Consider the following 13,786-nt stretch of genomic DNA (forward strand, 5'->3'; position numbering starts at 1 on the left):
GGATCGATGCCCCCATGGGAGAGCACCGTCGCGACCATGCTGGTGGTCGTGGTCTTGCCGTGGGTGCCGGCCACCGCGATGCCGTACTTCATGCGCATCAGTTCGGCCAGCATTTCGGCTCGCGGAATCACCGGGATCAACCGACGGTGGGCTTCGAGCACCTCGGGGTTGTCGGTACGCACGGCGGTCGAAGTCACCACCACGTCGGCGTCCTCCAGGTTCTCAGGAGCATGACCGAAAGCGATCCGGCCACCGAGTTCGGCAAGCCGGCGGGTAATGTCCGACTCCTTGAGATCCGAGCCGGAGACCTGGTAACCGAGATTGAGCAGCACTTCGGCGATCCCGCTCATGCCGATGCCGCCAATGCCTACAAAATGGATAGTGCGAATTTTACCGTACATGCGTCACATTTCTTCGTTGGTGTTTAAATTGGGGGACAATTCACCGGTACAGCGGGCGATGCTGCGACACTCGCGCAAAATCCGGTCGGCCGCCCCTTTCTTTCCCATGGCCCAGGCGGCCCCAGCCATCCCCAGCAGACGTTCACGGTCGTCAAGCAGATCGCCGACCAGCCGTGCCAGCAGTTCAGGCGTAAGGTCGACCTGCGGCAGCATCAGCGCTGCTCCCCGTGAGGCCAGGGCCTGGGCGTTAGCGCTCTGATGATCGGCGGCGGCGTAGGGATAGGGGATCAGGATCGCCGGCCGGCCGCAGGCCGTCAGTTCGGCCAGCGTGGTCGCCCCGGCCCGGCAGATCACCAGGTGGCTATGGGCGTAGGCGCCGGCCATGTCATCGATAAAGGGCACCACCTCTGCAGACTCCCAACCAGCCGCCCGGTATCCCTCGCGGATTCGTTCAAGATCCTCTGCCCCGGTCTGGTGCTGGATCGTCACCTGCCCCTTGAAGCGCGCCAGCGCAGGGAGCATGGCCACCACCGCATCATTGATGGCGCGGGCCCCGCGGCTGCCGCCGAAGACCAGCAGGCGGGGGGCCCCGTCCGGCACCGGCGGGCAATCGTCCATACCGCTGCGCAGCGGATTGCCGGTGAGTACCGTGCGACTGCGCCTGAAACCGCAATCCATTTCGTTAAAGGAGGTACAGACCCGGTCGACCCAGCTGCCGAGCAGTCGATTGGTCAGCCCCGGGGCGGCATTCTGCTCGTGAATCAGGGTCGGGTACCCCTTCAGCCGGGCCGCCAGCAGCACCGGCCCGGAGGCATAACCGCCGACGCCCACAACGACATCCGGCTTGAACCTGTTCAGAATAGACAATGACTGAGCCAGGCTGCGTATCAGCTGCGGTCCCATGATCAGCTTGCCGAGCAGGGCTTTGCCAACCACGCCGCTGATGTCGATGGTTTTCAGCGGCAGCCCGAGCTCGGGTAAAACCCTCGCCTCGATTCCGCGGCGGGTGCCGACGAACAGCACTTCCGACTCGGGTTCGAGCTCCAGCAGCCGCTGCGCCAGGGCCACGGCAGGAAACAGATGTCCGCCGGTGCCGCCACCGGCCAGCAGCATTTTCATCGGACCTCCCCGACAGCACGGCTCGAAATATTCAATAAAATACCAACGGCCAGCAGCGTCGTCAGCAGGCTGGTCCCCCCGTAGGAAAGAAACGGCAGGGCCAGACCCTTGGTCGGCAGCATTCCCAGGACCACGGCGATATTGACAAAGGCCTCCAGCCCGAGCAGCAAGGTCAGCCCGAAAGCGAGAAACCGACCGAAATCGTCAGGTGCTGTCAACGACGTGCGAATTCCGCGCAAAATCAGCATCAGGAACATCGCGGCTACCACAAAGACCCCGGCGTAGCCCAACTCTTCTCCGATCACGGCGAAAATAAAATCGGTATGCGCCTCGGGCAGGAAAAACAGCTTCTGCTTCCCCTGGCCAAGGCCGTTGCCGCCGAGGCCACCGGTGCCGAAGGCGATCCAGCTCTGGATGATCTGGAAGCCGGTATTGCTTGGATCTTCCCAGGGGTTGAGAAAAGCCATGATCCGCCGGCGCCGGTAATCAACCGTCATGACCGCGTAATAAAGCAGCGGCGCGATGACGATGGCGATCGACACCAGGTAGGTCAGCCGGGTGCCGGCGACCAACAGCATGACCATGGCGACCCCGCCCAGGGTCATGGCGCTGCCGAGGTCAGGCTGCATCAGCAGCAGGGCCAGGAGCAGGGCCAGCACGATCATGTAGGGGATAAAGCCGTTGGCCAGGCTTTTGACCCGGTCCTTTTTCTTCGCCAGCGAGTGGGCCATGTAGATGACCAGGCCCAGCTTGGCCAGCTCGGCCGGCTGTACCGACACCGGTCCGAGACGGATCCAGCGGGAGGCTCCGCCGGCAGAGTTGCCGATGCCGGGCACCAGCACCATGATCAGCAACAGTACGCAGAAGAGCAGAAAGGGGACCGCCAGCTTGCGCAGATGGAGATAATCGAAGCGCATGGCGACCGCCATGACCAGAAACCCGGCAACCGCATAAATCCCCTGGCGTTTAAGAAAAAAGAAGCCGTCGGCGTACCTCTTCTCAGCCATGATCGAGGATGAGGAATAGACCATGACGACGCCGAAGCAGGTGAGCACCACCGCCAGCAGCAGAATCGTCGTATCGAATCCTCGCCTCGCTTCCATACCTAAACCGTCTCCCGGTCCGAAAGTTCCAGCACGGCACGGGCGAACAGGTCGCCGCGTTCTTCGTAGTTTTTGAACATGTCGAAGCTGGAACAGCCCGGGGAAAACAGCACCGAACCGCCGGCCGGGGTCAGCTTGCGGGCAAGCAGCACTGCTTCATCCAGAGAACCGGCCCGTACCGTGTGGGTCAGATCCCCGAGAACTTCAGCTATCCGCCCGGCAGCCTGGCCAATCAGCACCAGGTGCGCCACCTTCTCCTGCACCAGCGTGGCCAGCGGAGCGTAATCGCCCCCCTTGTCCTTGCCGCCGGCAATCAGGGTCACCGGTGCGGCAAGCCCGGCCAGGCTTTTCAACACGCTGCCGACATTGGTCCCCTTGGAGTCGTTGTACCAGGGGACGCCGTCCAGGACCCGGACCTCGACCATCCGGTGCGGGAGCCCGGCAAAGGCGCAGGCGGTCTGCCAGACGATCTCGGCCGGACATCCTTCGAGCAACGGCGGGATCATCGCCGCCATGACGTTTTCAATGTTGTGCAGCCCCTTCAGGCGCAGTTCGCGCACCGGGAACCGCCGCTCAATGCCCTGCCAGCGCCAGACGATGTCGCTGCCGTCGCAGCCCATCCCCTGGTCGGCAACTCGCGCCGAGGAAAAGAACACCCGCCGCGGCCGGATCGCGGCCGTCGCCTGCATGACCAGCGCGTCTTCGGCATTCAAAACGGCGATGTCGTCGGCCGCCATATTTTCGAACATCCGCATTTTAGCCGCCACGTAGCTGGCCATGTCGGGATAGCGGTCAAGATGGTCTTCGGTCAGGTTGAGCAGCAGAGCGTAGCGCGGGTGAAAGGCTGCGATCGCCTCAAGCTGAAAGGACGATAGTTCGGCAACCCCCCAGTCCCAGCGGCGGCCGTCGACCGCCTCGATCAGCGGGGTCCCGAGGTTGCCGCCGACGAAGGTCTGTTTCCCCCAGGCCTGGAAGATATTCCCCATCACCGTGGTGGTAGTCGACTTGCCGTTGGTCCCGGTGATCGCCACCAGCGGTGCTCCAAATTCGTCGAAGGCGATCTCGATTTCGCCCAGCACCGGCACCCCGGCACGAAGGGCGGCCGCCACTGCCGGCACCGTCAACGGCACGCCCGGGCTGAGCGCCACCAGGTCGGCTGCGCTGAAGAGCTCCTCGCTGTGACCGCCCAGATCGAATGCGACCCCCATCCCCGTCAACGTCTCGAGGCCGTCGATCTGGCCGGCGCTGCGGCTGTCGGAGAGGGTAACCGCGGCACCGCGATGGCAAAAATACGCGCACAGGGCCAGGCCGGTTCGGCCTGCCCCTGTCACGACAACATTTTTTCCGCGGTACTCGCGTCTCATATCACCTCAACTTCAGGGTCGACAGGGCCACCAGGGCCAGAATGATACTGATGATCCAGAATCTCACGATGATCTTCGGCTCCGGCCACCCCTTCAGTTCGAAATGGTGGTGGATCGGCGCCATGCGAAAAATCCGTTTGCCGTACAACCGGAACGAGGTCACCTGGAAGATAACCGACAGGGCCTCGACCACGAAAATGCCGCCGACGATCACCAGCACGATTTCCTGCTTGGTGATCACCGCGATGATGCCGAGGGCGCCGCCCAGCGACAGGCTGCCGACATCCCCCATGAAGACCTGGGCCGGGTAGGTATTGAACCACAAGAAACCGAGCCCGGCACCGACCATCGCCCCGCACAGCACCGCCAGTTCGCCCGCCCCCTGCACGCTGCTGATCTGCAGGTATTCGGAAAGCCGGGCGTTACCGGCCAGGTAGGCGAACAGCAGGTAGGTGCCCGAAGCGATGATCATCGGCCCGATGGCCAGGCCGTCGAGGCCGTCGGTGAGGTTCACGGCGTTGCCCGAACCGACCACCACCAGCATGGCGAAGGGGATGTACAGCAGCCCCAGCTCGGGCCGCACCCCCTTGAAAAACGGAAAGACCAGGTTGGTCTGGAATGGCGGATACAGGTAGAGCGCCACACCCGCCAGGCACGAGATCAGCAGCAGCCAGAACATCTTCTTGCGGGCCGAGAGGCCGTCGCTGTTCTTGTACTTGACCTTGCGGTAATCATCGACAAAACCGACGGCGCCGAAACCGACGGTCACCAGCAATGTGACCCAGACATAGACAGTGGTCAGGTCGGCCCAGAGCAGGGTCGGCAGCACGATAGCCAGCAGGATCAGGGTGCCGCCCATGGTCGGCGTCCCCTCCTTCTTGAAGTGCGATTCGGGACCGACCTTGCGGATGCTCTGGCCGATCTGCAGACGCTGCAGCTTGTCGATCAACCAGGGCCCGAGGATAAACGAAATCACCAGCGCCGTAATGGTCGCGTAAATCGCCCGGAAGGTAATGTACCGGAAAATATACAGCACCGAAAACTCGTTGTGCAGTGGATAGAGAAGATGATACAGCATAGACCGCTCCTAGCAGTTGCCCGCGGCGAGACACGGGTTGTCAGACCGCAGCGCACCACTGATTTTTTCCATCTTCATCCCACGCGACCCCTTGACCAGCACCCGGTCACCGCACTGCAGGCGACTGCGCAGGCTGGCGACCGCCTCATCGTGCGAACCGGCAATAATGATCTGCTCCTCGGCCAAACCGACTTCGCGGGCGCCGGCCGCCACCGCTTCGGCCATCTGCCCCAGCAGCACCAGCAGGTCGACCCGTCGCCCGGCAGCCTGCCCCACCTCGCGATGCAGTTCGGCCGAGGTCTTGCCGAGTTCCAGCATGTCGCCAAGTACGGCTATCCGGCGGCCTTCGCCGCCCAATTCGTCGAGGGTGGCCAGGGCCGCCTTGACCGACAGCGGATTGGCATTGTAGCTGTCCTCGAGAATAAGGATATCATCCTTGACTGAAACCACTTCCATGCGCCCCGGCGCCGGGCGGAACGCCTCGAGGCCGCGCACGATCAGTTCACCGTCCACCTCCAGGGCGGAAGCGGCCGCTGCCGCGGCCAGCGCGTTGAGCACGTTGTGACGACCGGCCACCTGCATGCGCACCGGCCAGCGGCCGCTGGGCAGCAGCAGGTCAAATGCGATGCTATTGCCGGTGGCGGAGATGTTTTCGGCCCGGACCTGGGCCTCGCTGCTCAGCCCGAAACAGATGCGTCGCACCCCGTTGGCCACCGGCAGCCCAGCCACTCGTTCGTCGTCGGCATTGACCACGGCGATGCTGCCGGGTTTCATCGCGGCGAACAGTTCACCCTTGGCCCGCAGCACCCCCTCGATATTCTGCAGGGTTTCGAGATGGGCGGGGCCGACGTTGGTGACGATGCCGATGAACGGCTCGGCGATTTCGGTCAGCCGGGCGATTTCGCCTCGGGCGCTCATCCCCATTTCGAGAACCACCCACTGGTGATCGTCCTGCAGCCGAAACAGGGTCAGCGGTAACCCCACCAGGTTGTTGAAGTTACCTTCGGTTTTCAGGCCCGGCCCGGTCAGGGCGAGGATATTGGACACCATCTCCTTGGTGGTCGTTTTGCCGGTCGATCCGGTCAACCCGATCACCGGGCCGGAAAACTCACGCCGGCGGGCGGCAGCCAGGTCGCCGAGCGCCACCAGGGTATCCGGCACCTGGATCAGCGGCACCGGGAAGGCGCCGACCACCTCTTCACTCAGGCAGGCGGCCGCCCCGTTGCGCAGCGCCCTGAGCAGAAAATCATGGCCGTCGAAATTCGGGCCGCGCAGCGGGACAAACAATTCTCCCTCCTTGAGGGTCCGGCTATCGGTCGAGATCCCGGTCACACTCATGGTCGTCCCGGCGGGAATGAGCCGTCCGCCGGTTATTTGAGCAATAGTCTGTATGTCAAGGTTCATTTATGGATGCCTCCAGCCGGCCCAATGCGCGCCGGACTTCTTCTCGGTCGTCAAAATGAATCCGCCGGGTTCCCAGAATCTGGTAATCTTCATGGCCCTTGCCGGCCACCAGCAGCAGGTCGTTTTCGCCAAGCAGCGACACCGCAAAAGCGATCGCCGCAGCCCGGTCGGCAATGGTCACAAAGCCGCGCCCGGCAAGCTTCTGCGCTTCCTCGACCGACCACTCCCGGTCGTGCACCTGTAGACAGCCGCCCCGCACTTCGTCGAGAATAGCCAACGGGTCTTCGGTCCTCGGGTTATCGGAGGTCAGTACCGCCAGGGTTGAGTAGCGAGCAGCGACCTCGCCCATGACCGGCCGCTTGCGTCGGTCGCGGTCGCCGCCGCAGCCGAACACCGTCAGCAGGCGGGCCGGCGACAGTTCGCCGACAGCCTGCAGAACCTTTTCGAGGGCATCGCCGGTGTGGGCATAGTCGACCAGAATCAGCGCCTTACGGTCGTTCTCAATCCGCTCAAGCCGCCCCGGCACCTGCGGCGCCCGCTCAAGGCCGTCGGCAATAGCCGACAGCGGCAAGCCCAGGGCGACGCCGGCACCAACAGCGCAGAGCAGATTCTGCAGGTTGAAATGCCCGATCAGCCGGGATCGCACGCTGATCGTTCCGGCCGGCGTTTCCAGTTCGGCCTCAATGCCATTAAGCGACAGTCGAACCTGGCGGGGGAAAAGGTCGGCCCGCTCGCTGGTGCCGCAGGTCATGGCGGAGGGAAACCGTTTTGCCAGCTGACGGCCATAGCTGTCATCGACATTGATTACCCCCCCCTTGCCGCCGGTCAGCAGATCGGCAAAGAATCGCGACTTGCTGGCAAAGTAGTCCTCCATGGTGCCGTGATAATCGAGGTGTTCGGGAGTCAGGTTGGTGAAAACGCCGACATCGAAATTCACGCCGTCGACCCGAAACTGGTCAAGGGCATGGGACGACACCTCCATGACCAGCGCATCGGCCCCTTCCCTGCGAAACCCGGCCACGGTCTGCAGCAGATCCACCGACTCGGGGGTGGTGTGCAGCGACGGCAGCAGGCGGTCGCTGAAACGGTAGTTGATCGTCCCCATGACCGCCGGCAGGAGCCCTGCAGACCGCAGGATCGCCTCGACCAGGTAGGTGACGGTCGTCTTTCCATTGGTTCCGGTCACCCCGACCACCGGAATCTCCGCCGTCGGCTCTCCGGCAAATCGGGCCGCGACCCGGGCCATGGCCAGCCGGGCGTTGTCAACGAGCACCCCGGAAACCCCGGCCGGCAGCTCCATCTCCTGCTCGGTAAATATCGCACGGGCACCACGGGCCAGGGCATCGGCGACAAAACGATGTCCATCGACCGTCGCGCCCCGCAAAGCGAAAAAGGCTCCATCCGCCTCGACGTTACGCGAGTCGTAATAAAGCCCTGCAATTTCGCCGTCCCCGGAACCAAGCAGCCGGCACCCCGGGAGATCGTGAATCAACTCCGCTAGCTTCATCATTTTGCCGTTTCCCCGAGCAGACACTATCCTTTTCAAGTTGGCGGCGCCAACCTGACCCATACTTCGTTTGTATATCGGACCGCCCGGCCTGGCATGGGCGACTGCTCCACCACCCGTCCAGACCCGCGCAGCTTGATGTTCAAACCGTTTTTGGCCATGACCTGCAGTACCTGACGATAACTCATGCCGATACAGTCCGGCATGACCATCCCCCCCGCTTCAACCGGATCGATGACCGCCTGCACCGGTTGGGCCAACGCCTCTTCAGCGGGCATCGGCGGCAGCGGATCGACCATGCCGGGCACGGTCGGCGAAACCTTCAGGTAGCGCAGGGCCTGGGTGGCGATCTTCGAAAAGACCGGGGCCGCCACCAACCCGCCGTAGACATGTTTGGCCGGTTCGTCAACAACAACCAGCACCACCAGCTGCGGAGCCTCTGCGGGAACCATGCCGACAAACGATGCCACCCGCTTGTCGACCGAGTAACCGCCGGTGACCGGATCGACCTTCTGCGCGGTGCCGGTTTTGCCCGCCACCACGAAGCCGGGAACCGCCGCCAGGGTTCCGGTCCCACCGTCCCCAACGGCCAGCGCCATCATGTCCCGCACCTGCTGCGCCACCTCGGCAGAAACAACCTGCCTGACCACCTCCGGTTTGCGGTGCTCGACGACTTCACCGCGATCATTGACGATTTTCTCGACAATCGGCATCGACATCAGAGTACCGTCGTTGGCGATTGCGGCGGTGGCCCGCGCCAGCTGCAGCGGGGAGACCGTCACCCCCTGGCCGAAGGAGATGGCAGCCAAGTCGATCTCGAACCAGGCCGATGGCTCACGGAGCAGGCCCGTTGATTCGCCCGGCAGGTCGATCCCGGTTGCGGAACCGAAGCCAAAATCGGTCAGGTAGCGGTAGAGTCGATTGCGTTCGAGGGCCTTGCCGAGTTTTGCCGAGCCGATGTTGGAGCTGACCTTGATGACTTCCGCTGCGGTTATCTTGCCGTAGGCGTGATGGTCATGTATGACCCTGCCGCCCACGGCAAACGACCCCTTCTCGCAGTCGATGATGCTTTCCGGCTTCACCAGCCCCTCGTTGAGAGCCGCGGCCATGAGAAAAATCTTCATCGTCGATCCCGGCTCGTAAGTATCGCAAATCGCGCGATTGCGCCACTGGGCCGGCCGATAGCTGCCGATGGCATTGGGGTTGTAGACAGGCTGGTTGGCCATGGCGAGAATCCGTCCGGTGCGCGGGTCGATGACCACCACGCTGCCGCCCTTGGCCCCCACCTTGGCCACCCCTTCGGCCAGTTCCTTTTCGGCGACATACTGGATGTTCTTGTCCAGGGTCAGGAACAGGTCGGCCCCGCCCTGTTCCCCCTCGACGACCTTGTCGCCACTCCCCATGCCGCGACCGAGGGCATCCCGCTCGACCACCAGGTAGCCGCCCTGACCAAGAATCACCGAATCGTACCCGAGTTCCAGCCCCTCCAGTCCCTTGGGATCGATCCCGGTGAAGCCGATGACATGGGCACCGATTTCCGAATTGGGATAAAACCGCTGATGCTCCTTGATGAACCCGATGCCATCAAGCTCCTCGGACCGGATTTTTTGCCCTTCGCGCTCGGTGATCTGGCGCTTGAGCCAAAGGAAATTCTTGTTCGATTTGATTTTCGCTTGAATTGAAGATTTGGACAAAGAGAGGGCACTGGCCAGCACGTTGGCGACGCGATCAGGGTCGGTAACCTTCTGCGGTTCGACGTAGATGGAATCGACTTCAACGCTCAACGCAAGCTCCTCTCCGCTCTGGTCGTAGATGGTGCCCCGCTTGGGAGTCAGGGAGATCACTTTCTGATGCTGCCGGTCAGCCCGTTTTCGCCATTCCTCCTGACCAAGAACCTGAAGCTGAAAAGCCCGCACAACAATAAAACTGAAGGCCACCAGAAAACAGAAGCCGACCAGACGTATGCGGATGCGTACCCACTTCTCCAGCTTATCCATCAGTCGATAATAATCACCTGCGCAAGGGTCGGCATGCGCAGACCAAGTTCGGTGCGGGCCACCCGCTCGATACGCACCGGGCTCCGCAGATGTGCGGACTCAAGGCGCAGCTTCTGGTTTTCCTGTTCCACTTCGCGCAGCCGGTTGCCCAGGCTGGAAATATCGTATTCCAGATTGACCACCGTGATTCTCGACCAGACAAAAAAGAGGGAAACGACCAGCAGGACGGCAAGATAGGCAAACAGGGGAAGCAGTCGCGGCCGCACCAGGGGAAATCCGTTGATTTTGGGCAGAGATCTTACCGTGGCATCCAACACTACACCCTCCTTGAAACAATCGAAAAGAAGCAACTACCCCGGCAGACGCCTGACAGCCCGCAGAACCGCACTCCGTGAACGGGGGTTTTCCGTAATCTCGAACTCTGACGCCCGCAGTGCCTTGCGGCTCAGCACCTCTACCCGGGGGCGCGTCTTGCAGACACAGACCGGAAGCCGGGGGGGGCAGGTGCAGGTCCTGGCCTCATCCTGGAAGATCCGCTTGACGATCCGATCCTCGAGGGACTGGAAGCTGATCACCACCAGGCGCCCTTCCGGTTTCAAGAGCCCGATGGCGGCGCGAACCCCTTCGGCGACGTGCTCGAGCTCCTGGTTGACGTAAATCCTGAGGGCTTGAAAAACCCGGGTTGCCGGGTGAATCCTGCCAGGAACATGCCCCCCCGGAACGGTGTCGCGCACCAATTCGGCAAGCTGCAGGGTGGAGCGTATCGGCGTTTCCTGGCGGAGCTTGACAATTCTTCTGGCAATCCGGCCGGCCCAGCGCTCTTCGCCGTATTCGCGAAAAATCCTGGCCAGTTCCTCGGCCTCCAGTTCGGCCAGGGCCTCGGCGACGGTTGTCCCCGTGGTCGGGTCCATCCGCATGTCCAGCGGCGCATCGTTGCGGAAGGAAAAGCCCCGTTCAACGGTATCCAGCTGGTGGGACGAAACCCCGAGATCGAGCAGCATCCCGTCCAGGCCGTCGATACCCAGCTCGGCCAGCACCTCGGCCGCTTCGGAAAAATTCCGGTGCCGCAGCACCACCCGGTCGCCAAAAGGAGCCAGCACTTCGGCCGCCTTGCGCAGAGCCCCCGGGTCACGATCGAGGCCGATCAATCGGCCATCCGGGTTTGAACGTTCAAGAACCAGCCGGGCATGACCGGCACCACCGAGGGTCCCGTCGAGATAGGTGCCGCCCGGCTTCGGCTGGAGCATCTCCAGCACTTCGTCGGGCATCACCGAGCGATGCTCGAAATCGATTTCAGACAAGGCTAGAGACCCACACTGGCAATGAAGCCGGGGTTGCCCTGGAGCAGCTCTTCGGATCTGCGGGTCACTTCAGCGTATTTCAACTGGCTGTAGACATCGATCTTTTCAAACATGCCCACCACCACGATCTCTTTTTCAAGGCCGGCATGCGACCGCAGCGACGGGGGAATCAGGACACGCCCCTGCTTGTCGAATGCGCAATCTACGGCCGGGGCCACAATCAGGCGGATGATCGCGTTTTTCTCCTGACTGGCCGGCGTCTCCTGGATCTGCGCAACAATCTTCCGCCACCTCGAGGGCGGGTAAGCCGACAGCCCCCCCTCGGAATTCTTGGTCACCACCAGGTGCTCGTCACCATGGGAATCTGCCAATATTTCCCGAAACTTAGCCGGGATACTGGCACGCCCCTTAAGGTCGATCGAGTTGTTAAATTCGCCCTGGAAGATCACATCCGACCCCTTCTTGGCCCAGGTTGACACCATTTCCCACTTTTTGGGACTATATCCACCCCCCCCTGAGTTGTCAAGAAAATTTATCTGTTTTCTAAGGGCTTAGGATTGCCGGGGGACACGAAAAAAGCCCCCGTCAGGGGGCCCAGAAGTGCGGATTAGACATTTCAAAGGAGAGCATTATAAATGGGGGTGGACAGGCGGGAGAATCATCTCGATTTCTTCGACCCGGCGATCGACAACCTTAAGCGCGGTGAAGATGGCTCCGTTCGACTGACAACGGTCCCCCTCCTGCGGAATCGCCCCCAGCAGCCGGAGCATGAAGCCGGCCAGGGTATTGACGTGCTCTTCCGACAGGTTGAGGCCGAAGCGGCGATTGATGGCCCGCAGCGAAGTGCTGCCATCGACCAGGTAACGCCCCGGCTCCAACTCGCGCAGCAGCACATCGTCGTCATCGTATTCATCCTGGATTTCACCGACGATTTCCTCGACGATGTCTTCCAGGGTAACGATCCCCTCGACGCCGCCATATTCATCAACCACTACGGCCAGGTGGATGCGCCGCTTGCGGAAGGACTGCAACAGGGTCTCGATGCGCTTCGACTCGGGGACGAAATAGGGGGGGCGGACCGCCTGTTCGAGTGAAAAGGCTTCCGGCTGGTCGATCGAGGCGAGAATGTCTTTCGAATGGATGATGCCGATGATATTGTCCAGGCTCCCCTGGTAAACCGGGAACCGCGAATGCCGCGACTGCTGTACCAGCGGCAGCACGTCGGCAAACGAAGAGCCGACATCGATGCCGACCACCTCGGTACGGGGGATCATGACATCACGAGCCCGAGTCTGCGAGAGCTCGAAGACGCCATGCAGCATCCGCCGCTGGTTCTTGGCCACCACCCCGGTCTGCTCGCCAACGGAGATCATGGTGCGGATTTCATCTTCGGAAATGATCGGCCGGACCCCACTTTCACCGGGCAGCAGCCGGGTAATGAGGCGGGAAAAACCGGTAACCACCCAGATGACCGGCGACAGCAGCCAGACCACCGCGAGGATCGGACGCAAAACCATAAACGACATTTTTTCCGGGTACTTGGCCGCATAGGATTTGGGGCTTATTTCGGAAAAGAGCAACAGAAAGGGGGTCAGCACCAGGATGGTGACCAGCTCTCCTCGCTCGCCGTAGCGATGCACGAACAGGCCGGTCGCCAGCACCGAAATGGCGATGTTGACCAGGTTGTTGCCGATCAGGATGGCGCCCAGCAGCCGGTCGGGATGTTCCAGCAGCGCTTCGAGGAGCAGGGCCCCACGCCGCTTCTTCTGCACCAGGTACTTGACCCGCAGTCGATCGATCGCCATCAAGGCAGTTTCCGACCCGGAAAAAAAGGCCGAGAGGAGGAATAATACCCCCAGGATAATCAGGCGAAACAGTTGCTCATCCACTCCGGAAGCTCCAGAAAAAAGTTGCTGCGCAGTGTACATGAAGGTGTGGCATAATTCAATTTTTTCAACGTAAAACGCTATGAATCAGACGAAATCATGCTCGACTTGAACCGATGGACGGGGCTGTGCTATAAAATTCCAGCCTAAAATACCGCAAGCCGGCCGGGACAGGCCAGGAGGACCGTTTGCCAACCCACCAGAGCGACCGAACCGAAGCAGTCACGCGCCACGCCCGCCTGAGCGCCGAACTGCACCGCCACAACCGCCTGTACCACATTCTCGATCGCCCGGAAATCTCCGATGCCGAATACGACCGCCTGTTCCGCGAACTGCTCGAACTGGAAAGGGCCTGGCCGGAGCTGGTCACACCCGATTCCCCGTCGCAGCAAATTGGCGCCGCACCGGCCGAAAAGTTCTCTCCCGTCGCCCATGCCGTCCCCATGCTTTCCCTCAAGAACGTCAAGAGCGAAGCGGAGTTTCTCGAATTCGACACCAGCATCCGCAAAAACATCCTGGCGCGGGAAGAGGCGCTCGACTACGTCTGCGAAATGAAGCTTGACGGGGTGGCGGTTGAGCTGACCTACGAGCACGGCGTGCTGACCGTCGCCAGCACCCGCGGAGAC

The 13,786-nt window shown here is 61.9% G+C and carries 13 protein-coding genes; 1 reads left to right on the forward strand and 12 read right to left on the reverse strand.

From position 1 onward, the window contains the following. The 12 genes from ABYV89_RS07955 to ABYV89_RS08010 form a co-directional block, all read right to left on the reverse strand. Positions 1-401: Mur ligase domain-containing protein (locus tag ABYV89_RS07955; RefSeq protein WP_432822415.1), on the reverse strand; the 401-nt coding region annotated here is incomplete at its 3' end. Positions 402-404: 3 nt separating this feature from the next. Beyond that, positions 405-1,520 carry an undecaprenyldiphospho-muramoylpentapeptide beta-N-acetylglucosaminyltransferase gene (murG, locus tag ABYV89_RS07960; RefSeq protein ID WP_432822416.1) on the reverse strand — a complete coding sequence of 372 codons (1,116 nt, stop codon included), beginning with the start codon at positions 1,518-1,520 and terminating at the stop codon, positions 405-407. Next, positions 1,517-2,623 carry a putative lipid II flippase FtsW gene (gene ftsW / locus ABYV89_RS07965; protein WP_432822417.1) on the reverse strand — a complete coding sequence of 369 codons (1,107 nt, stop codon included), beginning with the start codon at positions 2,621-2,623 and terminating at the stop codon, positions 1,517-1,519. Before ftsW ends, murG begins: the two co-directional genes overlap by 4 nt. Positions 2,624-2,625: 2 nt before the next feature. Next, complete coding sequence (murD, locus tag ABYV89_RS07970) at positions 2,626-3,987, reverse strand: UDP-N-acetylmuramoyl-L-alanine--D-glutamate ligase (RefSeq protein WP_432822418.1); 1,362 nt, start codon at positions 3,985-3,987, stop codon at positions 2,626-2,628. A gap of 1 nt (position 3,988) precedes the next feature. Beyond that, the gene (gene mraY / locus ABYV89_RS07975; protein WP_432822419.1) at positions 3,989-5,065 is read right to left on the reverse strand and encodes a phospho-N-acetylmuramoyl-pentapeptide-transferase; all 1,077 of its coding nucleotides are present in this window, start codon (positions 5,063-5,065) and stop codon (positions 3,989-3,991) included. A gap of 9 nt (positions 5,066-5,074) precedes the next feature. Next, complete coding sequence (locus ABYV89_RS07980; protein ID WP_432822420.1) at positions 5,075-6,469, reverse strand: UDP-N-acetylmuramoyl-tripeptide--D-alanyl-D-alanine ligase; 1,395 nt, start codon at positions 6,467-6,469, stop codon at positions 5,075-5,077. Beyond that, positions 6,459-7,976, reverse strand: coding sequence for a UDP-N-acetylmuramoyl-L-alanyl-D-glutamate--2,6-diaminopimelate ligase (locus tag ABYV89_RS07985; RefSeq protein WP_432822426.1), 1,518 nt, complete (start codon positions 7,974-7,976; stop codon positions 6,459-6,461). The genes ABYV89_RS07980 and ABYV89_RS07985 overlap by 11 nt, the downstream gene beginning before the upstream one ends. 35 nt (positions 7,977-8,011) lie before the next feature. Further along, positions 8,012-9,973, reverse strand: coding sequence for a penicillin-binding protein (locus ABYV89_RS07990; protein WP_432822421.1), 1,962 nt, complete (start codon positions 9,971-9,973; stop codon positions 8,012-8,014). Further along, positions 9,973-10,290 carry a cell division protein FtsL gene (ftsL, locus tag ABYV89_RS07995; RefSeq protein ID WP_432822422.1) on the reverse strand — a complete coding sequence of 106 codons (318 nt, stop codon included), beginning with the start codon at positions 10,288-10,290 and terminating at the stop codon, positions 9,973-9,975. The genes ABYV89_RS07990 and ftsL overlap by 1 nt, the downstream gene beginning before the upstream one ends. A 33-nt stretch (positions 10,291-10,323) precedes the next feature. Continuing rightward, the gene (rsmH, locus tag ABYV89_RS08000) at positions 10,324-11,265 is read right to left on the reverse strand and encodes a 16S rRNA (cytosine(1402)-N(4))-methyltransferase RsmH (protein ID WP_432822427.1); all 942 of its coding nucleotides are present in this window, start codon (positions 11,263-11,265) and stop codon (positions 10,324-10,326) included. Positions 11,266-11,276: 11 nt separating this feature from the next. Next, complete coding sequence (gene mraZ, locus ABYV89_RS08005) at positions 11,277-11,756, reverse strand: division/cell wall cluster transcriptional repressor MraZ (RefSeq protein WP_432822423.1); 480 nt, start codon at positions 11,754-11,756, stop codon at positions 11,277-11,279. Positions 11,757-11,903: 147 nt separating this feature from the next. Continuing rightward, positions 11,904-13,202, reverse strand: coding sequence for an HlyC/CorC family transporter (locus ABYV89_RS08010; protein WP_432822424.1), 1,299 nt, complete (start codon positions 13,200-13,202; stop codon positions 11,904-11,906). 146 nt (positions 13,203-13,348) lie between these two features. Here ABYV89_RS08010 and ABYV89_RS08015 point away from each other — a divergent pair. Then, on the forward strand, positions 13,349-13,786 hold a 438-nt coding region (locus ABYV89_RS08015), incomplete at its 3' end, for a DNA ligase LigA-related protein (RefSeq protein WP_432822425.1).

This window comes from Trichloromonas sp. (assembly GCF_041583255.1).
Classification (GTDB): Bacteria; Desulfobacterota; Desulfuromonadia; order Desulfuromonadales; family Trichloromonadaceae; genus Trichloromonas.